This is a genomic window from Paenochrobactrum glaciei, from assembly GCF_039522165.1.
Classification (GTDB): domain Bacteria; phylum Pseudomonadota; class Alphaproteobacteria; order Rhizobiales; family Rhizobiaceae; genus Paenochrobactrum; species Paenochrobactrum glaciei.
Window position 1 is genome coordinate 1,205,770 of record NZ_BAAADE010000001.1, and the last position, 25,954, is coordinate 1,231,723.

Consider the following 25,954-nt stretch of genomic DNA (forward strand, 5'->3'; position numbering starts at 1 on the left):
ATAAATCCATGAGTACGTTCAGCCATCCTATTCCCGTTTCTGTGCTGACAGGGTTTCTCGGTTCTGGAAAAACAACCCTGTTGAACCGGTTGTTGAAAGATCCTGCACTCACCGATACGGCTGTAATCATCAATGAATTTGGTGAAATCAGCATTGATCATTTGTTGGTTGAGCAATCAAGTGATGGCGTTATTGAGCTGGCCGATGGCTGCATTTGCTGCACTGTACGTGGCGAGTTGGTGGATACGCTTGCGGATTTGATTGACCGTTTGCAAACGGGTCAGTTGAAAGCGTTAAAACGGGTGGTGATTGAAACCACCGGTCTGGCTGATCCGGGGCCTGTTCTTAATGCCATTATGGGGCATCCGGTTTTGTTGCAGGCGTTTCGTTTGGACGGTGTGCTGACAACGGTTGATGCTGTTAATGCAATGGCCACCATGGATGCACATGAAGAAGCTGTGAAGCAGATTGCTATGGCTGACCGTATTATCCTTACCAAAACGGATTTGATGGAGGATAAGGTTGCTTATGAACATTTGTTGCAGCGCATTCGTTTGCTTAACCCTTCAGCAGAATTGTTGAATGTTTCGGATCAGCAAACCGGCTATGCCAGTCTTTTTGAATGCGGCCTTTATAATCCGGAAAAGAAAACAGCCGATGTGCAGCGCTGGCTGAATGCGGATGTTTTTGATGATGAGCACCATCATGATCATGGTCACGATCATCACCACGACCATGTCTGTGGTGAGCATTGCACGCATGAGCACCATCATCATCACCATGATACGGCCATTCGTACTTTTGCTTTAAAACATGATCTGCCGGTGCCGTTTTCAGCTTTTGAGATGTTTGTTGATCTGTTGCGCTCAAGCCATGGCGACAAACTCTTGCGGGTGAAGGGTATTATTCAGATCGCAGAAGATCCGGAACGCCCGCTGGTGATCCATGGTGTGCAAAAGATTTTCCATCCGCCTGCACGTCTGCCGCATTGGCCGGAAGGCAAGCCACAAACCGTACTGGTGATGATCGTCAAAGATCTCGATGAAAACTATATCCGGGATTTGTTCAATGCGTTTTTAGGCCGTCCTGGTATTGATCAGGCGGATGGCGCGGCGATGACGGATAATCCGCTGGCTATCCCGGGCTTTACGCTGAAATAAGTTTCACGCTTTTTGAATGCGGAAGGTAAAGATAACGCCATCATTTTCTTGATGAATGATGGTGTGACCTTCATTTGCGCAAAAATGCGGAATGTCGAGACGTGACATCGGATCGGTTGTGCGAACTTCAAGCACGTCTCTGCTGGCCATATCTTGCAATTTACGTCGTGTTTTAAGCACGGGAAGCGGGCAGTTAAGCCCGCGTAAATCGTAAATGAGTGCCTGTTTTTCTTCAGACATAGTCATTATTTTTTGAACATGCCCCAGAGGCTCTTTTTCTCAGGAACAGCACCGGTCACGGTTGTATCCGCCTGTTCAATTGCATCCTGCGCCATGATGTTGTTTTCAGCTGGTACAGGTGCCGCTGCGGGATTGTTTGATGGCACCGGAACGGAAGTGGCGGCAGGCGCTGCTTCAGGTGTAACAGGTGCTTGAGCAGGTACAGGAGCCGCAACTGGTGCACTCGCGGGCACTGAAGCCGGAACTGAGGCTGGCACAACTGCTGGAGCAGATGTTGGTGCGGTTGCCGGAGTAGCCGCTGGTGCCGAATAATTCAATGATGGCGGTTCGCGGCTGACTTTTTCACCGCGTGCGCGCGCAGCACTCCAAGCCGAAACCAGCTTGGCTTCAGCAAGACCGGCAATTGATGGCGACAAGGCTTTGCCGCTTTTGGTGGTTGCTGCGCTAAAGGCTGCTTCATAGGTCTTGTGATAGCTGGTGAAGGCCGTGCTGATGGCTTCCGACTGCATGGTCGGCGGGCAGGCAGCGGTTGCCGGACTACCGCTAGGAATTGCATTATTATTGAAGACATAACGCTTTTCGCACACATCCACTTTTGGCGGCACTTTGGTGACTTCAAAAGCGTCATAGCCTTGCTTGAGCATTTTCCAGAATTCATAGTTTGAATCGTTGCGGTAGCGCGCCATATTGGCTGCGGTCATCCGGAACGGAAATGCCTGAATCTGGAATGCACGCTGGCCGCCGACAAAGGCATCACGACCGAAGGCGTAAATTTCTGAAACCTGTTCGTCGGTCATGGAATAACAGCCTGCTGACGAGCAGGCGCCATGCACCATCAAATGCTGACCGGTGCGGCCATGCGCACGGTCATAAGCATTCGGGAAGCCCATATTAAAGGCCAGATAATATTGTGAGTTCGGGTTCATCTGGGCCGGATAAACGGTGTAGAAACCTTCCGGTGCCTGACGGTCACCTTCCACAAATTTAGGGCCGAGCTTGCCCGACCATTTGCAGATTTCATAGGAAGAAATCATGTCATAGCGGCCGTTATTTTTCTGTTTCCAGACCTCTAAGACACCTTCTTCTTTGAAAATACGAACCATGACAGGCGAGGTGCGGGTCATGCCCTTCGCCTTCATCTGAGCAACGATTTTCTGTGGCAGAGGCTTTTCAGCCTTCATGCCCAGATCATCAAACGCAGATCCCTGACAACCGGCTAAAAGCACGGAAGCCATTAAACTTGCAAAAATTGCGGTTCTGATTTTCATACCCGTTATGCCTACTTAACTCGTGCGACACATCATCAATATTGCCGATTAACCGACATTTGGAAAGGGAAGGCTAGCAGTAAAACCTTTCAGTAAGGTTGACAAATTCTTGCTCTGAGTTAGCCAAACTATGCTTTTTTTGCAATTCCCGTCATTTTTTATCTATCCGGCACTGAATTACCGGATGCGATCTTAAGTCTAAGTAATAATTCAATATTGTGCAAATTTGACAAATCTATGAGCAGAATAAGTGCCGGTAACAGTTTGTAACAAGCTGACATATTTGCATGAAAAAGCCCGATATTGCGACAATATCGGGCTTTTTCATTTTAAGCTCAAAGGCAGAGATTAGATGTTTCTGCCGATTTCGAGGAACTTCTTACGGCGTTCCTGCTTCAAAGTTTCGCCATCAACACCTTGCATAGAGCGCAAGGCTGAAGCGATGACTTCGCCGGTTGCATTCATTGCAGCCACACGGTCACGATGCGCACCACCCATTGCTTCAGGGATAATGCCGTCAATGACTTTCAATTCCAACAGATCCTGCGCGGTGATGCGCATATTGGCTGCTGCATCTTTAGCGCGGGTTGAATCGTGCCACAGAATGGAGGCCGCACCTTCCGGTGAGATAACCGAGTAGATGGAGTTTTCCAGCATGTAAACGCGGTTGGCAACAGCGATAGCAATCGCGCCGCCTGAACCACCTTCACCAAGGATGATGGAAACCATCGGCACTTTCAGATTAAGACTAGCAGCTGTTGAACGGGCAATGGCCTCTGCCTGACCGCGCTCTTCCGCACTTATGCCCGGATAAGCACCTGCTGTATCAACGAGGGAAATAATCGGCAGACCAAAACGGTCAGCCATTTCCATCACGCGTACAGCTTTACGATAGCCTTCAGGACGAGCCGAACCAAAATTGTGCTTCAGGCGGGTTTTGGTATCATGGCCTTTTTCCTGACCAAGAACCGCAACCGCTTCACCGTTGAAACGTGCAAAGCCGGCTTGCAAAGCGTCGTCATTGGCGAATTTACGATCACCGGCCAGCGGCGTGAATTCGGTGAACAGATGATTGATGTAATCCAGGCAATGCGGACGATCCGGATGGCGGGCAACTTGTGTCTTCTGCCATGGGGTCAGCTTGCGATAAAGATCGCGCAAAGCATCTGAAGAACGCTTTTCAAGGCGTTTGATTTCGTCGCTCATATCGACGCTGCCATCTTCTTCGCTGAGTTTTTTCAGCTGGAGAATTTGACCTTCAAGATCGGCGACTGGTTTTTCAAAATCGAGGTAATTGTACATATGGCCTGACTGTGTATGCGTTTTTCAAAGCAAACGTGTTGGGTCTCATGAGGACTGAGCCTCGACAAGTTATAGATATTCACTCTTACCCCAAAGTGCAAATCCGAGGCAAAAGTTTTTTCTTCTCATACCTTCCGCGGGCTCAATCGGCAAGCGGATGATGATCATTTACAAGTTTGTGCAGTCTTTCTTCGAGCACATGGGTATAAATTTGTGTCGTAGAGATGTCCGAATGCCCTAATAATTGCTGTACAGCACGTAAATCTGCGCCATTTTGCAATAAATGACTGGCAAAAGCATGGCGAAGAACGTGCGGTGAGACACTATTGGCTGAAATTCCGGTGCGTGCTGCCAGTGCTTTTAAATCGCGGGCAAAGACCTGACGCGCCAGATGGCCGCTTTCAGACGGTGCTGGAAAGAGCCATGGATTTTCTTCATAATCGGCACGCGCATCGCGCAAATCCAGATAAAACTGTAAAGCTTCACGCGCTTTTGATGATAAAGGCACGATCCGTTCTTTGGAGCCTTTACCGCGTACCAGCAAAAAACGCTGATCGGAACGCGCGACACTCACTGGCAGACTGACAAGCTCGGAAACACGCAAGCCCGTTGCATATAAAGTTTCAAGCAGCGCATAAAGGCGCACGCATTGAAATTTTGTCAGCGGTTCGGGTGGGGTTTCTGCTTCCGCCTGAGCGCGATCCAACAGTTTTGAAACCGTATCTTCGCTCATGATTTTTGGCAGTGCCATTTGTTTTTTAGGTGCATCAAGCGTGCCGGTCGGATCATCACCCCGCAGGTTTTCAGTATAAAGAAAACGGAAAAACTGTTTAAGCGCGGAGAGGCGGCGCGCCTGCGAACTGGCGGCAAAACCAAGCACTGCCATCTGATTGAGACAATCACGCAAATCTTGCGGTTGTGCTTCCACCAGATTGACAGAGTTTGTCTGTAAAAGTTCTGTGCAAGCTTCCAGATCACGCCGATAGGATTCAAGCGTGTTTTGTGCGGCACCGCGTTCCGCACTCATCATTTCCAGAAAGCTTTCAATCGCAACAGCTGCACGCATGTTTTAGTTCATTTCCTCAAGACCATCATTGGGCTGTTCTTGTGCATCCTGTGGAGAAACAGGTGCTGGCAGCGGAACAGGCTTCAGGTCTTTGGCTGGAATTTTAATAGTAATATCGGTTTGTACTGGCTCCACATAAGTGACCAATGCCAGCATAATACCATAAATGGCAGCAGCGATCAGGGCGAGAACCAGAACCAGACGTGTAAGTGTGGGCATGCAGTTTTTATGCTCGCAAGCTCTTTAGAAAGCAAGGTCTGTCTTGATGAAGCCGATTATAATGCGTTTTTGGCGCTTAAGCACCGATAAAGCAATTGACGTAGGCTGTGTTTTCATGTGGAACCAAATCAGAAGACCGGATGAGGGCAATGACAAGCAGTAGTAAAAATACAAACCTCCATGAACATGCTGAACGGGTAAAAGAATTGCTTGGTTCGCGGGTGTTGGTGCTCGTGGGGCTTATGGGAGCGGGCAAGTCCACCATCGGTAAAAAGATCGCGATGTTGCTGGGGCTGGCCTTTAAAGACGGCGACAACGAAATCGAAGGCGTTTCACGCATGAGCGTGCCCGAACTTTTTGAAAGTTACGGTGAAGTAGAGTTTCGTGATCTGGAACGCCGCGTGATTCTGCGTTTGCTGGAAGCCGGACCAATGGTTTTGGCGACCGGTGGCGGCGCTTATATGAATGCAGAAACCCGTCAAAGCATTGCAGATCATGGCATTTCATTGTGGCTTGATGCTGAGCTTGATGTGTTGATGGAGCGCGTTTCAAGACGTCAGAACCGGCCGCTTTTGAAAAACAGTGATCCGCGTGGTGTGATGAGCCGTCTGATTGATGAACGCTATCCGGTTTATGCACAGGCTGATTTGCGTTTTATGTCCCGTGAAGACCGTAAAGATGTGATCGCCAGTGAAGTGATTGATCTGCTTCTTGAATATCTTGAAGCTGAAAAGAACTGATAGAAATTCTAATTGCCAAAGAGGAGACAAAAGAATGAATGCCCCGCAGCAAAACACAACACATAACAATGTTGAGGCCGTGACTGTTCCGGTTGTGCTGGGGGATCGTTCTTATGATATCATCATTGGTGACAAGCTGATTGAGCGCGCTGGTGCGGAAATCGCTTCACGGCTTGGCAAAATCCGAGTGGCTGTGGTTACGGATGAAAATGTCGCGAAACACCATCTGGAACGCCTGACAACAAGCCTTGCGGAAGCAGGCATTGATGCAACGCCGATTATCGTATCAGCGGGTGAAAAATCTAAAGCTTTCGCCACATTGGAGATGGTCACCAATGCTGTATTGGCAGCGCGTCTGGAGCGCGGCGATGCTGTTGTTGCTCTTGGCGGTGGCGTTATCGGCGATTTGAGCGGTTTTGTTGCGGGCATTGTGCGCCGTGGCATGAAGTTTATTCAAATTCCGACATCTTTGCTGGCACAGGTTGATTCCTCCGTTGGTGGTAAAACCGGTATCAACACATCGCACGGCAAAAATCTGGTTGGTGTTTTTTATCAACCGCAATTGGTGCTGGCTGATACCGGTGTTTTGAACACTTTATCGCCGCGTGAATTTCGTGCCGGTTATGCGGAAGTGGCTAAATATGGCCTGATCGACCGTCCTGATTTTTTTGAATGGCTGGAGAAAAACTGGAGCGATGTTTTTGCCGGCGGGGCAGCACGTACCCATGCGATTGCAGAATCATGCCGCTCGAAGGCTGCTGTTGTGGCGCGTGACGAGCGCGAACATGGCGACCGCGCTTTACTCAATCTTGGTCACACATTTGGTCATGCGCTGGAAACAGCGACGAATTATGATTCATCACGTCTTGTTCATGGAGAGGGTGTGGCAATTGGTATGGCGCTCGCCTATCGTTTTTCTGCCCGCATGAACCTATCTTCCGTAGAAGCAGCAGAACGTGTGGAAGCTCACTTACAGGCTGTCGGTCTGCCGACAAAGCTTTCACAGGTGCCAGGTGGTTTGCCGGATGCGACAAGCCTGATGGCATCAATTGCGCAGGATAAAAAAGTGTCGCGCGGTGCGCTGACATTTATTTTAACCCGCGGCATCGGCCAGAGCTTTATCGCCAAAGATGTGCCACACTCTGCCGTATTAGAGTTTTTGAAAGACAGTCTGAACCACTAGTGCATTGCACTGGCTTTTGGTTTTATTATTATTTTGTATTTGCGGGTTCTGGATAAAGAAAATCTGGGCCCGCAATGCCCATGAAAACGGAGAACTCCGATGACAACCGCATTGTGGATCATGTGTGGCATCATCCTTTTATGTGTGATTTTATCGGCTTTTTTCTCAGGCTCTGAAACGGCGCTGACCGCTGCATCACGTGCCAGAATGCTGAGTTTTGAACAGCAGGGCGAGGAACGCGCAACTGTTGTGCAGCGTTTGATCGCACAGCGTGACCGCTTAATCGGGGCATTGTTGATCGGTAATAATCTGGTCAATATTTTAGCATCGTCGATTGCAACGACAATCTTTTTGAATATTTTCGGTGATGCTGGTGTGGCCTATGCCACCATTGCGATGACGATCATTTTGGTGATTTTCGCGGAAGTTTTGCCAAAATCATGGGCAATTTCTACACCTGATCGTTTTGCTTTGACAGTTGCGCGCCCTGTTTCGGTGATTGTTTCAGTGATTGGTCCGCTTTCAAGCTTGGTCAATTGGATTGTGCGCACGATCATGCGCATCTGCGGTGTTAATTTGGGGGCTGCCGGCTCTATGCTGTCACCACAAGAAGAATTGCGCGGCGCGGTGGAGGTGTTACATCGTGACGGCTCAGTGATCAAAGCCGATCGTGATCAGCTTGGCGGTTTGCTGGATTTGCGTGAATTGGAAGTCAGCGATGTGATGGTGCATCGTACTGCGATGGGCACAATCAACGCCGATGACTCTGCTGAGGTGCTTGTTAAGGAAATTCTGGCAAGCCCGCATACACGTATGCCTTTATGGCGTGATGATATTGATAATATCGTCGGCATTGTTCACACCAAGGATCTGGTGCGTGCGCTTTATGAAGTCGATAATGATTTTTCCCGTGTCGATATTTTAAAAGTGGCAACCAAACCGTGGTTTGTGCCAGACACAACAACATTGCAGGATCAGCTCAACGCCTTTTTGCGCCGTAAAGCACATATTGCCATTGTGGTGGACGAATATGGCGATGTGCAGGGGCTTGTCACACTGGAAGATATTCTGGAAGAGATTGTCGGCGATATTGCCGATGAGCATGACATTGATATGCAGGGTGTACGCCCGCAGCCGGACGGATCTTATATCGTTGATGGTTCATTGCCGATCCGCGACTTGAACCGTGCGCTTGACTGGTCATTGCCGGATGAAGAAGCAACGACGATTGCCGGACTTGTCATTCATGAAACGCAGTCCATTCCGGAGGTAAAGCAAGCTTTTACCTTCCATGATAAGCGTTTTACTGTTTTGAAGCGTGAGAAAAATCGCATTGCCCGCCTGCGAATCGTTGCATTGGACGCGGAAGGCAAACCGACCAATGCCAATCAGCCGGTTGAATATGAAATCTAAGGGAGCTTGATTATTAGCTCCCTCAAGATCAAAACACTTTTAACGGCGGCCTGGTTCGCCCGGTGCACTTGGCTCAAGCGCCAAAGCATGAACACCGTTGTTAAGCTCGTCCGTTAGCAATTCGTTGATTGCACGATGACGGGCAATGCGGGAAAGGCCGGTAAACTTGTCTGAAACGATGATGACACGGAAATGTGTCTCACCGGTTCCGTCATAGACCTCATGATGGCCGTTTTCTTCATGATGATGGCCGGCATGAAGGTGGCTTTCATTGCGAACTTCGAGATGTTCAGGAGAGAAGGCCTGATTAAGTTTCTGTTCAATAGTGGTTTGTATGCTGTTATTCATGGACATTTGGTCAAGTTCTCCCCATATAGGTACTAACCCCCATATAAGTGACGTAGGCACGTCTTGATGTGGGGCAAATCCGCACAGGAAGCAGATGTTTCGTCCTCGCTTTATCATGAATCTGCATCATGATAAAAAGTCAATTCTTGTTTGAAAACTCTTTATCCGCATAATCTGACATCATGACAATCAATTCAAAATATTTCGACAGCATTCGTATTGGTGGCAAGAAGAAGGCCGAGGCTAAGTCGTCGGTGCCTGATTGCCGATGGGATGGGTGCCTCAAGCCTGGTACGCATAAAGCGCCGGTCGGACGTGATCGTGAAGGTGAATATTTTCATTTTTGTATCGATCATGTCAGGGAATATAATAAGAGCTTTAACTACTTCTCCGGCGTTTCAGACGGCGAAGCTGCACGTCTGCAAAAAGAAGCCCTGACCGGTAACCGGCCTACTTGGACAACCTCGTCTAACGCTTCATCCGGTGCTTCCCGCACTTCGCCTGATATGGCACGAATGCGTTCGGGGTCGGCCGCTTATCACAACCGTATGCGCGATCCTTTTAATTTGTTTAAGGATGAGAAGGATAATGCGCGCGCTGCCGCACAATTGCGCAAACCGCGTGCGTTGGAAGCAAAAGCGCTTGGTACATTAGGGCTTGATGCCAGCGCCACAAGCGATGACATCAAAACCAAGTATAAGGAACTGGTCAAACAGCACCATCCGGACGCCAATGGCGGTGATCGTGCTTCCGAAGATCGCTTCCGCGACGTTATCCAGGCTTATCAATTGTTGAAGTCATCGGGCTTTTGCTCGTAAAAAGCTTCAATATTGATCGCATGACCGCTTAACAGAAGAGCAATATTACTCTTTTGGAGTGAGCGGTGAAATAAATGTTTGATGCGCTTGCGAGTTCAGCTTGAACCGTGGCAGTTCAGACGTTACAAAAATGTGAACTATAGACGGACATTTTTTGTCGCATAGCGTTTAGTCAAGCTCATGCCAAGATGCCCGGTATGATTAAGTGTAATTAACAGGGCATTCCGTTCTCACTAAAAACGGATCGCTTGCGAGCAAAGCAAAAGGAATGAGCGGCTGGTTTCCTTATCCGCCGCTTTGGAGGCATGATGAATAAGGTTGAGCGGGATATCACCAATTTGCCGGATACAACGGTTTCGGTGCGTGAAGTATTCGGAATTGATAGCGATTTGCAGGTCCCTGCATTTTCTATGCGTGATCCGAATGTTCCGGACATTGATCCTGATTATCTGTTTGATAAACAGACCACTTTGGCGATTTTGGCAGGCTTTGCCTATAACCGCCGCGTTATGGTGTCGGGTTATCACGGTACTGGTAAATCTACCCATATCGAACAGGTTGCAGCCCGTCTTAACTGGCCTTGTATCCGTGTGAACCTCGACAGTCATGTCAGCCGTATCGATCTCGTCGGTAAAGATGCAATCGTTGTTAAAGACGGTATGCAGGTTACCGAGTTTAAAGATGGTATTCTGCCTTGGGCTTATCAGCGCAATGTCGCGCTGGTGTTTGACGAATATGATGCCGGTCGCCCTGATGTGATGTTCGTGATCCAGCGCGTGCTGGAAGCCGCTGGCCGTTTGACCCTGCTCGATCAGAGCCGCGTGATCAATCCGCATCCGTCTTTCCGTTTGTTTGCAACCGCCAACACTGTAGGTCTTGGCGATACGACCGGCCTTTATCACGGTACACAGCAGATCAACCAGGCACAGATGGATCGCTGGTCAATCGTGACCACGCTGAACTATCTGCCGCATGACAACGAAGTTGCGATCATTCTGGCTAAAGCCAAGCATTACCAGAATGAAGAAGGCCGCGATATCGTGGGCAAGATGGTGCGCGTTGCTGATATGACCCGTCAGGCCTTCATCAATGGCGATCTGTCCACTGTGATGAGCCCGCGTACAGTGATCACATGGGCTGAAAACGCTGCAATCTTCAACGATGTTGGTTTTGCTTTCCGCGTAACATTCCTCAACAAATGTGATGAGCTGGAACGTGCGATTGTTGCTGAATTCTATCAGCGTGCATTTGGTGCTGAATTGCCTGAGTCGGCAGTCAACGTCGCTCTTGCTTAAAGGCGGTGAAAAATCATGGCTGGGGCAGGCGATAATTCGCGGCAAAAGCGGCAGACGCCAATCGATTCGGAACCGTTCAAACGGGCAGTAACCGCATGTATGCGGGCTATTGCCGGTTCCAACGAGTTCGAGGTCGGTTTTAGTAATGATCGTCCGGCTTTGACCGGTAATCGCGCCAGATTGCCGGATCTGCCGAAGCGACCAACCGCGAATGATATTGCTATCACGCGTGGCTTGGGCGATTCCATGGCGCTGCGTCAGGCACGCCATAATCCGCGCATTCATGCGGTTCTGGCACCTGAAGGCAAACAAGCGCGCGCTATTTTTGACGCGGTTGAACAAGCGCGTGTCGAGGCTATCGGCGCGCGTGCCATGGTGGGTGTCGGCGATAATCTGAGCTCGATGCTGGCCGATAAATATTCTCGCGCTAACTATACAGCCGTTACGGAAAGAGAAGAGGCGCCGCTTGAAGAAGCTGTCTCTTTGTTGATCCGTGAAAAGCTGACCGGTCGTCAGGCGCCGCAAGAAGCCGGCAATGTACTGGATTTGTGGCGCGACTGGATTGAAGAAAAAGCCGGCACAGATATCGACCATCTGGCTGAAAGCCTTGAAGATCAGGATGCTTTTGCGCGTGTTGTGCGCAACATGCTGGCTTCGATGGAGATGGCGGAAGAGCTGTCGCAAAATCCTCAGGACGACAATAATGAGGAACAGAGCGACGATACGCCGGATCCTGAAGAGAATGAAGACGGCGGTGCTGAAGAGCAGGAAGGCTCTGACCAGACTGAGAACGAAGAATCGGAAGATTCCAGCGACGATGGTGAACAGGGCGAAATGGAAGCCGCTGATGCCAATTCGGATGATCTGGATGACGGCGAGGAAATCGATGCCGAAACGCCGGGTGAAGCCCGTCGTCCCGGCCAGCCGTTTGATAATCTGGCACAGCAGCTTGATTATAAAGTTTTCACCCGTGAGTTTGACGAAACGGTGGAAGCAACGGATCTGTGCGATGAGGCAGAGCTTGAGCGTTTGCGCGGCTTCCTTGATAAGCAGCTTGCGAATTTGCAAGGTGTCGTCGGGCGGCTTGCCAACCGTTTGCAGCGCCGTTTGATGGCTCAGCAAAACCGTTCATGGGATTTCGATCTGGAAGAAGGCTATCTTGATACCGCACGTTTGATGCGTGTGGTGATCGACCCGACCCAGCCGCTCTCTTATAAATGGGAACGCGATACGGATTTCCGCGACACGGTGGTGACACTGGTGATCGATAATTCCGGTTCGATGCGTGGTCGCCCGATTACGGTGGCAGCAACCTGCGCTGATATTCTGGCACGCACATTGGAGCGTTGCGGTGTTAAGGTCGAGATTTTGGGCTTTACCACCAAAGCATGGAAGGGCGGTCAATCGCGTGAAGCATGGCTTGCGCGTGGTAAGCCTGCTGCTCCTGGTCGCCTCAACGACCTTCGTCATATCATTTATAAAGCCGCAGACGCCCCGTGGAGACGCGCACGTCGCAATCTTGGTCTTATGATGAGGGAAGGGCTGCTGAAAGAGAATATCGACGGTGAAGCGCTTATTTGGGCACATCAGCGTTTGCTGGCACGCTCCGAACAGCGTAAAATTCTGATGGTGATTTCTGACGGTGCTCCGGTCGATGATTCCACACTATCGGTTAATCCGGGCAACTATCTTGAGCGCCATTTGCGTGGTGTGATTGAAGAGATTGAAACCCGCTCACCGGTAGAGCTGATTGCGATTGGTATCGGCCACGATGTGACGCGTTACTATCAGCGGGCTGTGACGATTGTGGATGCCGAAGAGCTGGCAGGCGCAATGACTGAACAGCTGGCCTCTTTGTTTGATGAACAAACACGCGGCCGCGGCTCTAAACGCTAAACCGTTTATTGAAGACAAAAAAGCCCCCGGAAACTGAACTGTTTCCGGGGGCTTTTTCTTTTTGATGAACTATGCCTGTTGGCGGGTTGCTGCCAGTACAATTTCCCGAATGCAAACACCTTGCGGTTGTTCATAGGCATAAAGAATGGCACGTGCGACATCTTCAGGGCTTAAGACGGAAGCACCCATATTGTTCTTCCAGTCTTGATAACCGGCCTTGATGTTTTCATCGCTGGTGTGACTTAGCAACTCCGTTTCAACGGCACCCGGTGCGATGGTCACTACCCGCACATCATGAGGTGCCATTTCTTCACGCAGATTTTCAGAAAGGCCGTGGACGGCAAACTTTGTCGCTGTGTAAGCCACGTGATTAGCGAAGCTTTTTCGCCCTGCGACGGAGCTGATATTAATGATGGTGCCGCGTTGGCGTTTGACCATTGCGGCAGCTACCGTGTGAATGCCATTCAGCAGGCCTTTGACATTGACCTCAAGCATACGATCCCATTCGTCAGGATTTTGTTTGGTGATGTCGCCTAACAACATAATGCCAGCATTATTGATGATTGCATCAGCTGCACCATATAGGCCTTCTGCTTCTTGCACTGCTTCCAACAGTTTTACACGATCGGTGACATCTACGGCCTTGCATAAACTATGCGGTAAATGAAGCGCGTTCATGATTTCAAGACGGCGCGCAAGCAATAATAATGGATGACCACGCTCGGAAAAGAGCTTGGCAGTTGCAAGGCCAATACCGGAACTGGCACCGGTGATAATGACAAGCGGGAGCTTTGGTTTATGCACTGACATGTAAAAATTCCTTATCTGAAAATAATAAAAACGGCGCAGAAATATTGGATTGAAAGCTATAGTAAAGCTTAAAAACAGCGTTTCAGCAAACCGGTTTGAAGATTTCATCAGATAAAGAAAAAGAGCCGCTCTTTTGAAATGAGCGGCTCTAAAGGCAGATATTATTGCTTTTTGTTTGGTGCATAGACGGTTGGCATGAAGATTGCCAGAATCGCGCCATAAGGCACCAGCATCAGTGTTCCCATGATAACCTTGATAAGGAAGTCACCGATTGCCAATGATATCCACAGCACCACTGGCTGCCCCAGAAAGGGTACAATCTCCGTCAGCGAAGAATCAGTGTGCCCTGTCATCTGATCAATCCATGCAAATTGCGCCGCAAAGGCAATGGCAAAGAACAGGATCGTATCCAGCACAGAGCCGACCATGGCCGCGGCAAATGGCGCTTTCCACCATGACAGACGGCGCAGGCGGTCAAACACACTAATATCCAGCAATTGCGCGAATAAAAATGCACTGCCGGATGCGATGGCGATTCGCGGCGTTGCCAGCCAGATCGACATAATTACGCCAAGGACAAAACCAGCCAACACGACTTTGCGTGCAGCCTGCGGGCCAAAGCGGCGGTTTGTGAGGTCATTGACAAGGAAGGCCAGCGGATAAGTGAATGCGCCCCATGTCAGAATATCGCCAAGTCCGAAATAGTTGAACTGATATTGGACGAGGATATTGGAGGCGGCAACAGAGACGCACATCGCCAGAACGGCGGGAATCAAAGCGGAAGTATAAAAAGTTCGTAAATTGAACATTTTTTTATCCTGGGTAATGGAACCAGTTGCAGATCAGAGATCTTAGGACAGCAAAAAGGGTCGACCAAGGTCGACCCCACGATTATTTAGCCATAAAAGGCTTAAATATTAAGCGCTTACAGCTTCAGCTTGCTTTTTAGCAATCTGGCGCTTCAGAAGACGTGCGCGCTGTGACAGCTCTTTGTCGTCTGATTTAGCAAGGAATGAATCCAGGCCACCGCGATGTTCTACTGAACGCAGAGCATGAGCGGAAACACGCAAACGGTAGCTCATGCCCAAAGCATCGGACATCAGAGTTACATTGCAAAGGTTTGGCAAAAAGCGGCGACGCGTCTTGTTGTTCGCGTGGCTGACGTTGTTGCCGTATTGGACCGCTTTACCGGTCAATTCACAAGCGCGGGACATTTTGGTCTCACCTTCAAAATTCTGTTTCTCAAGGCCCCGACCTGAATGCCCGAACTAATGCACATAACAGCTTAAAACTGCTGCTGGCGCGCGATATCGGACAGGCGGCCTAAAGGGAAAGTTGCGTTTCTATAGTGTCCGGAGCGCAAACAGTCAAGTCGCTTTGCAACGTCAAGGCTATTTTGCTTGGTCTACCTTACCACAAAAGATCGGCCTAACGCTCTTTATGCGGCATAAGTTAACGAAACATAACTTTGCCTGTTTTACCTGTTTCAGCTCTTGATACAAGTTTTAAAGGATAAATTTGCGGAAAATATGGTCTGAATCAGTGCTTGGAGGCCTATTGATGATGAAAATGAAGTTTTTATTGGCAGGATGTGTTGCTGGCATTGGCCTGATTTCACAAAGTGCTGGTGCACTTGCTGATGATATTTATGCCACCCAATATAAAATCTCTGTGATCGGTTTAACGATTGCACGTGCCAATACACAAACGCATATCGGGCAAAACTCTTATCGCTTGAAAGGTGATTTTGCCAGTTCGGGAATCGCTCGTATATTTGACCAGACAGATGGAACTTTATCGATTGCCGGCAAAGTCAATAAAAGCGGCTTTCTGCCTGATTCTTATCATTTGCAATATCAGCATAAGAAAAAGGCCAAATCCACCAGCATAAGTTTCAGCAACGGGCAGGTGACGGGCACCAAAAATTCACCGCCGGTGAAAAAGCGCGATCCTTGGGTGGAGCTAACGCCTGCGCAGCTTAAAAACATCACCGATCCGATTTCAGCTATGATGATCAAAGCGAAATCGCCACAGGATGTGTGTGCGCAAACGCTGAAAACCTTCGACGGGCAGACGCGTGCAGATTTACGTTTGAGCTATTCAGGCACGGGCAAATATTCCACTAAAGGTTTTAAAGGTGCGACGGTTGAATGTACTGCACGTTTTGTGCCGGTTGCTGGTTATCAAAAGGACAAAGAATCAATTAATTATCTGGCCAACAAGAGTAAGATCAGTATAAGTTTTGCATCACTGGGTAATTCAGGCATTTATGCTCCGGTCGAAGCGCGGATTGGCACAAAAATAGGAACAGTTAAAGTTTCAGCCATGCGTTTTGAGAAAGTAAACTGATCGCACTCAAAGCAGGATAAGTGTGAAGAGCGGGGATAGCGGTCAGTGTGAATTGAACGGGAGGGGACGTGGCAACACTGGTTGGCTTTGCAGCCATTATTATGTGGGCTTTGCTCGCTTTATTCACGGCTGGGTCAGGTCAGGTGCCGCCATTTCAGCTTTCTGCAATGACTTTTGCGATTGGTGCTTGTCTGGGCATTCTATCCTGGATCTGGCGGCCACAAGCGATTAAAAATCTTCGCCAGCCTGCAATTGTCTGGCTGGTGGGTGTGGTCGGACTGTTTGGCTATCACTTTTTATATTTTACTGCTTTGCGTAATGCACCGCCGGTGGATGCCAGCTTGATTGCTTATCTCTGGCCGCTGCTGATTGTGGTCGGCTCGGCATTGATGCCGGGTGAAAAGCTTAAATATTATCACATTGCCGGAACGCTGCTTGGGCTTGGTGGCATGGTGCTGGTTGTCACTAAAGGCGGCGGCGTTGGTTTTGAGGCGCGCTACGGTTTTGGCTATCTGATGGCAGCCCTATGTGCGGTGACATGGGCAACATATTCGTTGCTGTCACGCCGTTTCAAACAAGTGCCGACCGATGCGGTTACAGGCTTTTGTGTAGCAACTGCGCTATTGTCGTTTTTATGTCATTTGTTGCTGGAGCAAACTGTCTGGCCGGAAACGACCAACCAGTGGATTGCTATTGTGGGCTTGGGGCTTTTGCCTGTTGGTGCTGCCTTTTACGCATGGGACTACGGCGTTAAGCGCGGCAATATTCAGGTTTTGGGCGCGGCCAGCTATGCAGCCCCTTTATTATCCACGCTTGTGTTGATTGTGGCAGGGGCGGCAGAGCCAAGCTGGCGTATTCTGGCTGCTTGTTTGCTCATTACGGCTGGTGCGGTTCTGGCGGCAAAGGATATGATTTTTAAACGTAAGTCATAAAGCCTGATGGTGAATGCACTCGTCGTGATTGCTCAAAACTTCAATGACGCGGCATTCATCCACACGGCCATGGGCGCAGCCTTCCAGCATTTTTTGCAGTTCTGCCTGTAGGGCGTTAAGTTTTGCAATGCGCTGCTGCACATCAATCAGCCTTTCACGCGCCAGCTGATCCGCGACCGTGCAAGGCTGATCAGGATTATCCTGCAATTGTAGAAGTGCACGGATGGCATCCACTTCAAAGCCAAGCTCGCGCGAATGTCTGATAAAAATCAGGCGGCGGATGTCAGCCTGCTCATAAAGGCGACGATTGCCTTCGGTACGATCAGGAACAGGAATGAGACCGGACTGCTCATAATAGCGGATTGTCGGTATTTTGACGCCGCTTGCCGAAGAAACTTCCCCGATGGTGAAATTTTTCATTTTTGCTCTTGCTCCTCTAGTCACTAGAGGAAGTAAGCTCTCTTTAATTGAGATTCAAGGAGCAGTCATTATGGCAGGGGATTCGAGCGGAAACAGCCAACAAATCCGCTATCAGATTGAAGGTATGGATTGCGCGTCCTGCGCAACCAAAATTGACACAGCCGTGCGCCGTGTTGAAGGCGTTGAAGATGTTTCGGTGTCGGTGACCAGTGGGTCGATGAAGGTCAGCTATCAGGGTGACCGCGATGCAGAAATCATCAAGAAAGTGCAGAGTCTTGGCTATAAAGTCAGCCGCGATGCACCACAGACAAATAATGTGACTGAAAAACGCTTTCAGATCGAAGGCATGGATTGCGGTTCTTGTGCCGGTAAAGTTGAAACCGCAATGCGCCGCATTAAAGGCGTTGAGGCGGTTTCTGTGTCTGTCACCAATGGTTCGATGACTATCAGCACTGCGGGTAACCTTGATGCTGAGATCATGAAAAAGGTGCAAAGTCTGGGCTATAAAATTGCTCTGGCTGATACATCGCTTGCCAAGGTAAAGACGCAGGCACATTGTCACGACCACGACCACGACCACGACCACGACCACGACCACGCTCATGGCGATGGGCATAGTCACTCTCATGCCGCAGCACCCGTTGCAGCCGTGGTTAAAAAAACGCCGCCAAAATGGTGGCAGACAGCTAAAGCCAGGCTGATGTTTATCAGTGGTGGCGGTTTGGTTGCCGCTTATATTATTGGTCTTATTTATCCACCTGTCGCACTTTATGCGTTTCTGGCTGCCATGCTTTTGGGGCTGGTGCCAATTGCCCGCCGTGCAGTGATGGGTGCATTAAACGGCACGGTATTTTCTATCGAGATGCTGATGACGATTGCTGCTATTGGCGCGATCTTTATCGGTGCTGCAGAAGAAGCCGCAGCTGTCGTGTTTCTCTTTCTGGTGGGGGAGCTGCTGGAAGGTGTTGCAGCCGGTAAGGCGCGTGCCAGCATTCAGTCTTTGAGCGATCTGGTACCTAAAATTGCCTATCTGGAGCAGGGTTCCGGTATGGTTGAAGTGCCTGCCGATCAATTGCAGCCAGGTCAGATGATTGTTGTGCGTCCGGGGGATCGTATTCCGGCGGATGGTGAAATTATCGCTGGTGAGAGTGCCATTGATGAAGCACCTGTCACCGGTGAAAGTACGCCAGTTAATAAAGGTGAAGGTGAAAATATCTTTGCCGGTACGATCAACGGCGATGGCGTTTTGCGCGTGCGTGTCACCGCCGCTGCGGCTGACAACACCATTGCCCGTGTGGTCAAACTGGTGGAAGAGGCGCAGGATGCCAAAGCCCCGACCGAGCGCTTCATCAACCGCTTTTCTACCTATTATACGCCGGGTGTTGTTGTTGTGGCAGCTTTGGTTGCAATCATTCCGCCGCTGTTTTTTGGCGGAAACTGGAATGAGTGGGTCTATAAAGGTCTGGCAATTTTGCTGATCGGTTGCCCTTGTGCATTGGTGATTTCAACACCGGCGGCAATTGCCGCTTCGCTTTCATCGGGCGCCAAGCGCGGGTTGTTGATGAAGGGTGGCTCGGTGCTGGAAACCATCGGTAAAATTACCGCTGCTGCTTTTGACAAGACCGGAACACTGACCGAAGGCAAGCCTAAGGTAACCGATGTGGTTGCCGGTGAGCTGGCGGAAGATGATGTGCTTCGCTTGGCGGCTGCCCTTGATGCAGGCTCAAGCCATCCGCTGGCAATTGCCATTGTCAGCGCCGCAGAAGCGCGCAACCTGACATGGCCGGATGTAATGCAAGGCAAGGCGATTGGCGGTAAGGGCGTGGCAGGTCAAGCGCAGGGCATGGAATTGTTCCTAGGCTCGGCCAAGGCTGCACGGGCTCAGGCTACGATGAGCGATGCATTTGCAGCAAAGCTTGCAGCACTCAACGATGATGGTAAAACTGTCTCTGTGCTGGTTGCTGATGGCAAGATCGCTGGTGCGATTGCCATGCGTGATGAGCCGCGTGCCGATGCGATTGCCGGTCTGAAGCGTTTGAATGCTTCAGGGATCCGCACCATCATGCTGACCGGCGACAATCGCCGGACGGCGGAAGCTGTCGGACGCGATATCGGCATTGAAGTGCGGGCTGAATTGCTGCCGGAAGACAAGCAGAAGATCATTGCCGACTTGCAAAAAGAAGGTCTGATCATTGCCAAAGTGGGTGACGGTATCAATGATGCGCCAGCACTTGCGACGGCTGATGTCGGCATTGCGATGGGTGGTGGCACAGATGTGGCGCTGGAAACCGCCGATGCGGCTGTCTTACATGGCCGTGTGTCGGATGTGGCAGAAATGGTGGAGCTTTCCAAGCGTACCATGCGCAACATCTTCCAGAACATCACGATTGCTCTTGGGCTGAAGCTTGTGTTTTTGGTAACAACCGTGTTGGGGATTACCGGTCTCTGGCCTGCTATTCTGGCCGATACGGGTGCAACCGTTCTGGTAACCATGAATGCGCTGCGGCTTTTGCGAGCCCGCTGATAATTAAAATATGAAAATGAAAAAGCCGTCCTGAAACATTTTCAGGACGGCTTTTTTTGTTGAAGTTTATTCGCCGAGTAATTGCAGGATACGTTCCTGATAGGTCTTGGCAAATTCCACATGTTGCGGATTGATGCCTTTGAGTTCATCAACCATTTGTTCCTCATCTTCAGCCTCGGCACCAGCCAGACCGCTCATCAGAGCAAAATAACCGGTGATATAATCACTGGCTGAAAGCTCATGCTGATTGAGAATGGCCATAATTTCCGGCTTATCTTCAACGCCTTTAATTAGCATGGCAATGGTTGGCTCTTCTTCGTTGTCCGGCTCCGGCATGGCGGATAGATCAAGCCCGTTGAGCGATGTTTGTACCGCTTCCATTTTGCTCAAAAATTCAGGTGTCAGTTTGAACGCATTAACCTCCGCTGGAACAGGCGGCGGCGCCACTTCAGAAAAGCTTTGTGCCTGTGCCGCCAAAGGCAGCGCGGACAGGCTGGTTGTAGTCAGAGCAAGGGCTGTAAAAACATGAAGCAGGAATGATTTGTTCAACATGGGGTTTCTCTTAAAAATTATCTTTTAAAGCGCGGATACGGGTAAAGACCTGTTCATCACTCGCATCGGTCATCGAAAGATGGGCGCGAATTTGAGCGTCGGATGCGCGCAGAAAAGGATTGGTCGCCAGCTCCTGCGCCATGCTTGTCGGCAATGTCAGCTGATCATTGGCGCGCAGGCGCGTGATTTCCGCCGCGCGTTGTTGCAAGGCTTCATTGTCGGGATCAATCGTCAATGCGAAGCGGGCATTGCTGGCGCTATATTCATGGCCGCAATAAATGGCCGTATCGGCGGGAAGCGCAGTTAAAACGCGCAAAGATTTAAACATTTGCTGAGGTGTGCCTTCCAGCAAACGCCCGCAACCAAGCGAGAATAATGTGTCGCCGGTAAAGGCCACTTTGGATTGCGGAATATAGTAAGAAATTTCGCCTTTGGTGTGGCCGGGAGTGCTGAGCACTTGCACTTCAAACTGGCCCAACTGGAAACTGTCACCATCATTTAAGGTCACATCAATTTCAGGGATTTTATCGGCCTCAGAGTGCGGGCCATAAATGGTAAGGCCGAATTTTTGCTTGAGAGCAAAATTGGCCTCAACATGATCGTGATGGTGATGGGTGGTAAAGATATAATCCAGCTTCCAGCCGTGCCGTTGCAGTGCTGCCAATATCGGCGCTTCTTCCGGTGCATCAATGGCAGCGGTTAGATTATTGACCGGATCATGGATCAGCACGCCGATATTATCGCTGCGGCAGATGAATTGTTCGATTTCGAGTACGCCCATTTCCATCTCCCTTAAATGTTTTTCAGCGGCTCACCTGAACCGCTGAAATCTGACAAGCCGAAATGGCTAATCTAAGGCGAAAGCTTAGTTTTTCGCTTCTTCAGGCAGTGTATGTTTTTGAATGAGCGGCATCTGGAACAAGGTGAACAAAACGGTGATCGGCATAATGCCCCACACCTTGAACCACACCCATGTGTCCGTGGAAAAACCGCGCCAGACAACTTCATTGACGATAGCTAAAAAGATAAAAAACACGCCCCAGCGTAGGGTAAGTTTGCGCCAGCCTTCGGCATCCAGTTTGAAAGCGGAGGCAAAAACATAGCCAAGCAGAGATTTACCAAAAGCAAGGCCGACAAGCAGAATGACACCAAACAGGGTGTTAACAATGGTCGGCTTCATTTTAATGAAAGTGTCATTGTGGAGGTAAAGGGTAAGTGCACCAAAAACCAGCACCACAATGCCCGATACCAAAGGCATCACCGGCAGGCTGCGGGTGAGCGCCCATGAAATGGCCAGCGCGATAAAGGTTGCGCCCATAAACAAGGCTGTTGCCATAAAGATCGGTTCGCCGATGGAGGCCAGAACCGGAAACTTTTCCTGCAACATTTCACCGCGCGCATTGGTAAAGAAAAACACCATCAAGGGCCCGATTTCCAATGCCAGTTTCAGCAATGGATTAACGTCGTTTTTGGCCTTGCCGGCTGTTTGCGAAGGATCGCGTTCAAAAATCGGCTGGTTCATGACGCTACTCCTGCAATCGCTTTGGCAAAATCTTTGGCGGCAAAGGGTTCAAGGTCATCAATACCTTCACCCACACCAATAAAATAAACCGGTAATTTATGTTTGGCGGAAATCGAAACCAGAATACCGCCGCGTGCCGAGCCATCCAGCTTGGTCATCACAAGGCCGTTGACCCCTGCGATATTCTTGAAAATCTCTACCTGATTAAGGGCATTTTGGCCGGTGGTGGCATCCAGTGTTTGCAGCACAGTATGCGGTGCTTCCGGATCATGTTTGCCAAGCACACGCACTACTTTAGCGAGTTCGTCCATCAGTTCGGCTTTGTTTTGCAAACGACCGGCTGTGTCGATAATCAGCACATCGCTGCCAGCTTCTTTGGCTTTTTCCCATGCGTCATAGGCAAGCCCTGCTGCATCGGCGCCAAGCTTGGAGGAAACCACCGGCGAACCGGTGCGCTCGCCCCAGATATGGAGCTGTTCAATCGCTGCGGCACGGAATGTATCACCGGCAGCCAGCATGACTTTCAAGCCGCCAGCGGTGAGTTTTGCGGCCAGTTTGCCAATCGTGGTGGTTTTGCCGGTGCCGTTGACACCGACTACCAAAATCACATGCGGCTTGTGCGACAGATCCAGTTCCAATGGCTTGGCAACAGGTGTCAGCACTTTTTCAATTTCCGCGCTCATGATCGCGCGCACTTCATCCGTGGAAACATCTTTGCCATAGCGGCTGGCAGAAAGTGCATCGGTCACGCGCATGGCAGTTTCAAGGCCGAGATCGGCCTGTATCAGCACATCTTCCAGCTCCTGCAATGTATCATCATCAAGCTTGCGCTTGGTGAAAATGCCGCCGATGGAATCGCTTAAATTACTGGAAGAACGTGCCAAACCTTGGCGCAGACGCTCATACCATGAAAGTTTTATTTCAGGTTCCGCGACTGGCTCCGGTTCGTCTTGCTTGACGGCAACTGCTTTGCTGACCTGCACTTTAAGCGGTTTTGGTGCTTCTGGTGTCGCTGCCGCTGGGGCAACCGGCGTAGGCGCTGGTGTCGGTTCAGGCTGGGGCTCTGGATTTTCTTCAGCAACAGGTTCTTCGGCCTGTGGGGCTATCGCTTCAATAATAGCTTCCGGTGCGCCAGCTTGTGGCTCTTCTTCTAATGTTTGCTCAGGCTCGCTGACATGAGGGGCAGGGGCAACCTCTTCTTCTGTCGGGCTTGGCGCAGGAGCTGCAGGCTGTTCTTCAACAGCTGCGGCATCTTCAGCAACAACACGATCATCGACTTGTTCTTCAACAAGTTCAGCCTCCTTCTTGCCGAAGGAAAACATTTTTTTGATAAAGCCGATTGCCATGGTCTGTCTTTTTCTTGTTCTATTGAAGCTGCTGTTTCACCCTGATTAAAGAGTGCTGGTCAGCAGCTTATCTTTATCATGCCCTGTAATGCGACGCTCGATGATTTTACCCGGTACATTCTCGGCATCATCTGCCGTAAATGCTGCCATGGTAAAGCCTTCAGTGCGGCCGATACCAGGTTGTCCGTTGACGCTTTCCCGTTCAATCAGCAATTTTTGCACACTGCCGTCCAAAGCCTTCAAATGTGCAGCATAAGCACGATCTGCTTCACCACGCAAACGCGCAGCACGTTCTTTGACGATATCGCGGCGCACTTGCGGCATTCTTGCTGCCGGTGTGCCCTCACGCGGGCTATAGGGAAACACATGCAAATGGGTGAGGCCGCAATCTTCAACGATCTTCATTGAATTTTGGAACATTGCTTCGGTTTCGGTCGGAAAACCGGCAATAATATCGGCACCAAAGACAATATCAGGGCGGATTTGGCGCACAGTTTCGCAAAACTGAATGGAATCATCGCGCAAATGGCGACGTTTCATACGTTTTAAAATCATGTCATCGCCCGATTGCAACGAAAGATGCAGATGCGGCATCAGGCGGCTTTCATTGGCAAGCGCATCCATCAGATCATCATCAGCTTCAATCGAGTCAATGGAAGAAAGGCGAAGGCGCTGCAAATCCGGCACCTGACCCAGTACGGTTTTAACAAGCTTGCCGAGGCGCAGATTACCCGGCAAGTCAGGGCCGTAAGAGGTCATGTCAACGCCGGTGAGCACCACTTCCGCATAGCCATTATCGACCAGTCGCTTGACCTGATCGACCACGCCACCCATCGGCACCGAGCGGGAATTACCGCGGCCATAAGGAATGATGCAGAAAGTGCAGCGATGGTCACAACCGTTTTGCACCTGCACAAAGGCGCGCGCCCGACCTTCAATAGCATCAACCATATGGGAAGCGGTTTCACGCACTTCCATAATGTCGTTGACGCGCACTTTTTCAAACTGGTTGACGCCAAAATCCGGCAACATGCGATAGGAATTGGATTTCAGCTTTTCTTCATTGCCGAGCACCATGTCCACTTCGCCCATTGCGGCAAAGTTTTCGGCTTCTGTTTGTGCAGCACATCCGGTGACGATAATACGTGCTTCCGGATTTTCGCGCCGAGCTTTGCGGATGGCCTGACGTGCCTGACGCACAGCCTCGGAGGTCACGGCGCAGGTGTTAAAAATAATCGCGCCGTCTTTCAGCTCGCCTAAGCCCGCAGCATCGGCCTCGCGTTTCATCACTTCGGATTCATAGGTATTGAGACGGCAGCCAAAAGTTACGATTTCTACAGCCATTACAAAGTACCTTTATTCGTCAATTTGCCAAAACGGCCAGAGGGTGAAGAAGCATTTGAAGATTGCTTGTCTTTCTTGCCCTGATCACTTTTCCAGTGGCCGGTTTGCGGATCAAAAAGGCCGGAGAATTCCCATTCTGCGGGCCCTGTCATGATAATATGATCATCATCGCGCCATTTTACGGTTAAATCACCGCCCGGCAGATGCATGGTCACATGTTGTTTTGTTTTATTTGTTCGGACAGCCGAGACAGCTGCTGCACAGGCCGCTGAACCGCAGGCGCGTGTCAAACCGGCACCGCGCTCCCATGTGCGTAAATGAATGTCGTGCTCTGAGGTTACTTGTGCAATCGAAACATTGATGCGCTGCGGAAACAACGGGTCATTTTCAATGATCGCGCCAAAGTGTTCGAGTGGATAAGACCAGACATCCTGATCAACCCAGAAAATCACATGCGGGTTGCCGATAGAGGCAAGAGACGGCATTTGCAGGCCGTATTTTTCACGCAAGGTTTTAAAAATATCGGCTTGCTTGGTATCACCGATATCGTGGCTGAGCGGCAGATCCTGCCAGCCAAAGCGCGGAGTGCCCATATCAACGCTGATATGAGTGTTGTCCTGCATATCGGCGGTTAATATGCCTGCAAGTGTTTCAAAGGTGAAATGTGTCTGGCGATTTTCTGCATAGAGCGCTTGCACCACGCAGCGCGTGCCATTGCCGCAAGCTTGTGCCTGTGTGCCGTCACAATTGATAATCTCGATATAATGATCGGTGTTTTCTGTGCGTGCATCATGGATGGCCATGATCTGATCAAAGCGGGTGGCAGCATCCTGCGCCAGATAAACGGCAGCAGCCGGCGTGATGCGATCAGCACGTCCGCGCATATCGGCAACAATAATTTGATTGCCTAATCCGTTCATTTTGGCAAAAGGCGCCATCTCGCTCATTTAGATTTCCGGTTTGATGATGAAAACAGGCCTCTATATGGGGGAAAAGACACGAAATTGCCAGTGTCTTGAACAGGCTTTGGGTGAATTGCCGCGACTGATTCTGTGATAAAACTGCTTCTTTAGTATAAAATGAGCGTTTCGGGCTTTTTAACTGTGGCTGTTAAGCCCCAGTCCGTTTTAAAAATACTAATATGGCGGTTCCGCATCGCTGGTGCCTTAAAAAATCCATCAACAATGTTGCATTTTTATCTTATGCC

26 protein-coding genes are annotated in these 25,954 nt (G+C 50.1%); 10 read left to right on the forward strand and 16 right to left on the reverse strand.

The genetic code is table 11. From position 1 onward, the window contains the following. The first annotated feature begins 8 nt into the window (after positions 1 to 8). Positions 9 to 1,160, forward strand: coding sequence for a CobW family GTP-binding protein (locus tag ABDZ76_RS05640; protein ID WP_343802476.1), 1,152 nt, complete (start codon positions 9 to 11; stop codon positions 1,158 to 1,160). Between the two features lie 3 nt (positions 1,161 to 1,163). On the opposite strand, the gene ABDZ76_RS05645 is transcribed toward ABDZ76_RS05640, so the two are convergent. The 5 genes from ABDZ76_RS05645 to ABDZ76_RS05665 form a co-directional block, all read right to left on the reverse strand. Then, entirely contained in the window at positions 1,164 to 1,406 is a 243-nt protein-coding gene (locus ABDZ76_RS05645) for a sulfurtransferase TusA family protein (RefSeq protein WP_343802479.1), read from the reverse strand. Beyond that, on the reverse strand, positions 1,406 to 2,668 hold the full coding sequence (locus tag ABDZ76_RS05650; protein ID WP_374844593.1) for a hypothetical protein: 1,263 nt from the start codon (positions 2,666 to 2,668) through the stop codon (positions 1,406 to 1,408). The genes ABDZ76_RS05645 and ABDZ76_RS05650 overlap by 1 nt, the downstream gene beginning before the upstream one ends. Positions 2,669 to 3,016: 348 nt before the next feature. Further along, positions 3,017 to 3,970 (reverse strand): acetyl-CoA carboxylase carboxyltransferase subunit alpha, encoded by a 954-nt coding sequence (locus ABDZ76_RS05655; protein WP_343802482.1) that lies wholly within the window; start codon positions 3,968 to 3,970, stop codon positions 3,017 to 3,019. Positions 3,971 to 4,112: 142 nt separating this feature from the next. Beyond that, positions 4,113 to 5,036, reverse strand: a complete 924-nt coding sequence (gene xerD / locus ABDZ76_RS05660; protein ID WP_343802485.1) for a site-specific tyrosine recombinase XerD — start codon at positions 5,034 to 5,036, stop codon at positions 4,113 to 4,115. Between the two features lie 3 nt (positions 5,037 to 5,039). Next, positions 5,040 to 5,255: a recombinase gene (locus tag ABDZ76_RS05665; protein ID WP_343802488.1), complete on the reverse strand. Its 216-nt coding sequence runs from the start codon at positions 5,253 to 5,255 to the stop codon at positions 5,040 to 5,042. Positions 5,256 to 5,404: 149 nt separating this feature from the next. On the opposite strand from ABDZ76_RS05665, the gene ABDZ76_RS05670 reads away from it, so the two are divergent. The 3 genes from ABDZ76_RS05670 to ABDZ76_RS05680 all read left to right on the forward strand — a co-directional run bounded on the left by ABDZ76_RS05670 (position 5,405) and on the right by ABDZ76_RS05680 (position 8,591). Next, positions 5,405 to 5,995, forward strand: a complete 591-nt coding sequence (locus ABDZ76_RS05670) for a shikimate kinase (protein ID WP_343802490.1) — start codon at positions 5,405 to 5,407, stop codon at positions 5,993 to 5,995. 34 nt (positions 5,996 to 6,029) lie between these two features. Next, the gene (aroB, locus tag ABDZ76_RS05675) at positions 6,030 to 7,178 is read left to right on the forward strand and encodes a 3-dehydroquinate synthase (RefSeq protein WP_343802493.1); all 1,149 of its coding nucleotides are present in this window, start codon (positions 6,030 to 6,032) and stop codon (positions 7,176 to 7,178) included. Between the two features lie 99 nt (positions 7,179 to 7,277). Continuing rightward, positions 7,278 to 8,591, forward strand: coding sequence for an HlyC/CorC family transporter (locus ABDZ76_RS05680; protein WP_343802496.1), 1,314 nt, complete (start codon positions 7,278 to 7,280; stop codon positions 8,589 to 8,591). 39 nt (positions 8,592 to 8,630) lie between these two features. On the opposite strand, the gene ABDZ76_RS05685 is transcribed toward ABDZ76_RS05680, so the two are convergent. Further along, a complete protein-coding gene (locus tag ABDZ76_RS05685) occupies positions 8,631 to 8,945 on the reverse strand; it encodes a BolA family protein (RefSeq protein WP_343802499.1) in 315 nt (104 codons plus the stop codon). Between the two features lie 176 nt (positions 8,946 to 9,121). On the opposite strand from ABDZ76_RS05685, the gene ABDZ76_RS05690 reads away from it, so the two are divergent. From ABDZ76_RS05690 to cobT, 3 genes are all read left to right on the forward strand, one after another. Next, entirely contained in the window at positions 9,122 to 9,757 is a 636-nt protein-coding gene (locus ABDZ76_RS05690) for a J domain-containing protein (RefSeq protein WP_343802502.1), read from the forward strand. A gap of 308 nt (positions 9,758 to 10,065) precedes the next feature. Further along, positions 10,066 to 11,052: a cobaltochelatase subunit CobS gene (cobS, locus tag ABDZ76_RS05695; RefSeq protein WP_343803140.1), complete on the forward strand. Its 987-nt coding sequence runs from the start codon at positions 10,066 to 10,068 to the stop codon at positions 11,050 to 11,052. Between the two features lie 15 nt (positions 11,053 to 11,067). Then, positions 11,068 to 12,948 (forward strand): cobaltochelatase subunit CobT, encoded by a 1,881-nt coding sequence (gene cobT / locus ABDZ76_RS05700; protein WP_343802505.1) that lies wholly within the window; start codon positions 11,068 to 11,070, stop codon positions 12,946 to 12,948. Positions 12,949 to 13,017: 69 nt separating this feature from the next. On the opposite strand, the gene ABDZ76_RS05705 is transcribed toward cobT, so the two are convergent. From ABDZ76_RS05705 to rpmB, 3 genes are all read right to left on the reverse strand, one after another. Next, positions 13,018 to 13,758 carry an SDR family oxidoreductase gene (locus tag ABDZ76_RS05705; RefSeq protein ID WP_343802508.1) on the reverse strand — a complete coding sequence of 247 codons (741 nt, stop codon included), beginning with the start codon at positions 13,756 to 13,758 and terminating at the stop codon, positions 13,018 to 13,020. Between the two features lie 161 nt (positions 13,759 to 13,919). After that, positions 13,920 to 14,567: a VUT family protein gene (locus tag ABDZ76_RS05710; RefSeq protein WP_343802511.1), complete on the reverse strand. Its 648-nt coding sequence runs from the start codon at positions 14,565 to 14,567 to the stop codon at positions 13,920 to 13,922. Positions 14,568 to 14,675: 108 nt separating this feature from the next. Continuing rightward, entirely contained in the window at positions 14,676 to 14,972 is a 297-nt protein-coding gene (rpmB, locus tag ABDZ76_RS05715; RefSeq protein WP_343802514.1) for a 50S ribosomal protein L28, read from the reverse strand. Positions 14,973 to 15,318: 346 nt separating this feature from the next. On the opposite strand from rpmB, the gene ABDZ76_RS05720 reads away from it, so the two are divergent. Together ABDZ76_RS05720 and yddG are read left to right on the forward strand one after the other, a co-directional pair. Then, positions 15,319 to 16,107 (forward strand): DUF3108 domain-containing protein, encoded by a 789-nt coding sequence (locus ABDZ76_RS05720; protein WP_343802517.1) that lies wholly within the window; start codon positions 15,319 to 15,321, stop codon positions 16,105 to 16,107. A 101-nt stretch (positions 16,108 to 16,208) separates the two neighbouring features. Continuing rightward, positions 16,209 to 17,039, forward strand: a complete 831-nt coding sequence (gene yddG, locus ABDZ76_RS05725; RefSeq protein WP_374844599.1) for an aromatic amino acid exporter YddG — start codon at positions 16,209 to 16,211, stop codon at positions 17,037 to 17,039. Here yddG and ABDZ76_RS05730 read toward each other — a convergent pair. Then, on the reverse strand, positions 17,034 to 17,459 hold the full coding sequence (locus tag ABDZ76_RS05730) for a MerR family transcriptional regulator (protein WP_343802523.1): 426 nt from the start codon (positions 17,457 to 17,459) through the stop codon (positions 17,034 to 17,036). The genes yddG and ABDZ76_RS05730 overlap by 6 nt on opposite strands. 70 nt (positions 17,460 to 17,529) lie before the next feature. Between ABDZ76_RS05730 and ABDZ76_RS05735 the strand changes: the two genes are divergently transcribed. Next, a complete protein-coding gene (locus ABDZ76_RS05735) occupies positions 17,530 to 19,983 on the forward strand; it encodes a heavy metal translocating P-type ATPase (RefSeq protein ID WP_343802526.1) in 2,454 nt (817 codons plus the stop codon). 66 nt (positions 19,984 to 20,049) lie between these two features. On the opposite strand, the gene ABDZ76_RS05740 is transcribed toward ABDZ76_RS05735, so the two are convergent. The 6 genes from ABDZ76_RS05740 to dapF all read right to left on the reverse strand — a co-directional run bounded on the left by ABDZ76_RS05740 (position 20,050) and on the right by dapF (position 25,694). After that, on the reverse strand, positions 20,050 to 20,535 hold the full coding sequence (locus ABDZ76_RS05740) for a hypothetical protein (protein ID WP_343802529.1): 486 nt from the start codon (positions 20,533 to 20,535) through the stop codon (positions 20,050 to 20,052). Between the two features lie 10 nt (positions 20,536 to 20,545). Then, complete coding sequence (gloB, locus tag ABDZ76_RS05745) at positions 20,546 to 21,316, reverse strand: hydroxyacylglutathione hydrolase (RefSeq protein WP_343802532.1); 771 nt, start codon at positions 21,314 to 21,316, stop codon at positions 20,546 to 20,548. Positions 21,317 to 21,400: 84 nt separating this feature from the next. Further along, positions 21,401 to 22,057, reverse strand: coding sequence for a septation protein A (locus ABDZ76_RS05750; protein ID WP_343802535.1), 657 nt, complete (start codon positions 22,055 to 22,057; stop codon positions 21,401 to 21,403). Next, positions 22,054 to 23,403 carry a signal recognition particle-docking protein FtsY gene (ftsY, locus tag ABDZ76_RS05755; RefSeq protein WP_343802538.1) on the reverse strand — a complete coding sequence of 450 codons (1,350 nt, stop codon included), beginning with the start codon at positions 23,401 to 23,403 and terminating at the stop codon, positions 22,054 to 22,056. Before ftsY ends, ABDZ76_RS05750 begins: the two co-directional genes overlap by 4 nt. Positions 23,404 to 23,448: 45 nt before the next feature. Beyond that, the gene (mtaB, locus tag ABDZ76_RS05760) at positions 23,449 to 24,747 is read right to left on the reverse strand and encodes a tRNA (N(6)-L-threonylcarbamoyladenosine(37)-C(2))-methylthiotransferase MtaB (RefSeq protein ID WP_343802541.1); all 1,299 of its coding nucleotides are present in this window, start codon (positions 24,745 to 24,747) and stop codon (positions 23,449 to 23,451) included. After that, complete coding sequence (gene dapF, locus ABDZ76_RS05765) at positions 24,747 to 25,694, reverse strand: diaminopimelate epimerase (RefSeq protein ID WP_343802544.1); 948 nt, start codon at positions 25,692 to 25,694, stop codon at positions 24,747 to 24,749. Before dapF ends, mtaB begins: the two co-directional genes overlap by 1 nt. Between the last annotated feature and the right edge of the window lie 260 nt (positions 25,695 to 25,954).

Coding starts and splice junctions, on each gene's coding strand:
- ABDZ76_RS05640 (WP_343802476.1), top strand. CDS start 9: ATGAGTACGTTCAGCCATCCTATTCCCGTTTCTGTGCTGACAGGGTTT.
- ABDZ76_RS05645 (WP_343802479.1), bottom strand. CDS start 1,406: ATGACTATGTCTGAAGAAAAACAGGCACTCATTTACGATTTACGCGGG.
- ABDZ76_RS05650 (WP_374844593.1), bottom strand. CDS start 2,668: ATGAAAATCAGAACCGCAATTTTTGCAAGTTTAATGGCTTCCGTGCTT.
- ABDZ76_RS05655 (WP_343802482.1), bottom strand. CDS start 3,970: ATGTACAATTACCTCGATTTTGAAAAACCAGTCGCCGATCTTGAAGGT.
- xerD (WP_343802485.1), bottom strand. CDS start 5,036: ATGCGTGCAGCTGTTGCGATTGAAAGCTTTCTGGAAATGATGAGTGCG.
- ABDZ76_RS05665 (WP_343802488.1), bottom strand. CDS start 5,255: ATGCCCACACTTACACGTCTGGTTCTGGTTCTCGCCCTGATCGCTGCT.
- ABDZ76_RS05670 (WP_343802490.1), top strand. CDS start 5,405: ATGACAAGCAGTAGTAAAAATACAAACCTCCATGAACATGCTGAACGG.
- aroB (WP_343802493.1), top strand. CDS start 6,030: ATGAATGCCCCGCAGCAAAACACAACACATAACAATGTTGAGGCCGTG.
- ABDZ76_RS05680 (WP_343802496.1), top strand. CDS start 7,278: ATGACAACCGCATTGTGGATCATGTGTGGCATCATCCTTTTATGTGTG.
- ABDZ76_RS05685 (WP_343802499.1), bottom strand. CDS start 8,945: ATGTCCATGAATAACAGCATACAAACCACTATTGAACAGAAACTTAAT.
- ABDZ76_RS05690 (WP_343802502.1), top strand. CDS start 9,122: ATGACAATCAATTCAAAATATTTCGACAGCATTCGTATTGGTGGCAAG.
- cobS (WP_343803140.1), top strand. CDS start 10,066: ATGAATAAGGTTGAGCGGGATATCACCAATTTGCCGGATACAACGGTT.
- cobT (WP_343802505.1), top strand. CDS start 11,068: ATGGCTGGGGCAGGCGATAATTCGCGGCAAAAGCGGCAGACGCCAATC.
- ABDZ76_RS05705 (WP_343802508.1), bottom strand. CDS start 13,758: ATGTCAGTGCATAAACCAAAGCTCCCGCTTGTCATTATCACCGGTGCC.
- ABDZ76_RS05710 (WP_343802511.1), bottom strand. CDS start 14,567: ATGTTCAATTTACGAACTTTTTATACTTCCGCTTTGATTCCCGCCGTT.
- rpmB (WP_343802514.1), bottom strand. CDS start 14,972: ATGTCCCGCGCTTGTGAATTGACCGGTAAAGCGGTCCAATACGGCAAC.
- ABDZ76_RS05720 (WP_343802517.1), top strand. CDS start 15,319: ATGATGAAAATGAAGTTTTTATTGGCAGGATGTGTTGCTGGCATTGGC.
- yddG (WP_374844599.1), top strand. CDS start 16,209: ATGTGGGCTTTGCTCGCTTTATTCACGGCTGGGTCAGGTCAGGTGCCG.
- ABDZ76_RS05730 (WP_343802523.1), bottom strand. CDS start 17,459: ATGAAAAATTTCACCATCGGGGAAGTTTCTTCGGCAAGCGGCGTCAAA.
- ABDZ76_RS05735 (WP_343802526.1), top strand. CDS start 17,530: ATGGCAGGGGATTCGAGCGGAAACAGCCAACAAATCCGCTATCAGATT.
- ABDZ76_RS05740 (WP_343802529.1), bottom strand. CDS start 20,535: ATGTTGAACAAATCATTCCTGCTTCATGTTTTTACAGCCCTTGCTCTG.
- gloB (WP_343802532.1), bottom strand. CDS start 21,316: ATGGGCGTACTCGAAATCGAACAATTCATCTGCCGCAGCGATAATATC.
- ABDZ76_RS05750 (WP_343802535.1), bottom strand. CDS start 22,057: ATGAACCAGCCGATTTTTGAACGCGATCCTTCGCAAACAGCCGGCAAG.
- ftsY (WP_343802538.1), bottom strand. CDS start 23,403: ATGGCAATCGGCTTTATCAAAAAAATGTTTTCCTTCGGCAAGAAGGAG.
- mtaB (WP_343802541.1), bottom strand. CDS start 24,747: ATGGCTGTAGAAATCGTAACTTTTGGCTGCCGTCTCAATACCTATGAA.
- dapF (WP_343802544.1), bottom strand. CDS start 25,694: ATGAGCGAGATGGCGCCTTTTGCCAAAATGAACGGATTAGGCAATCAA.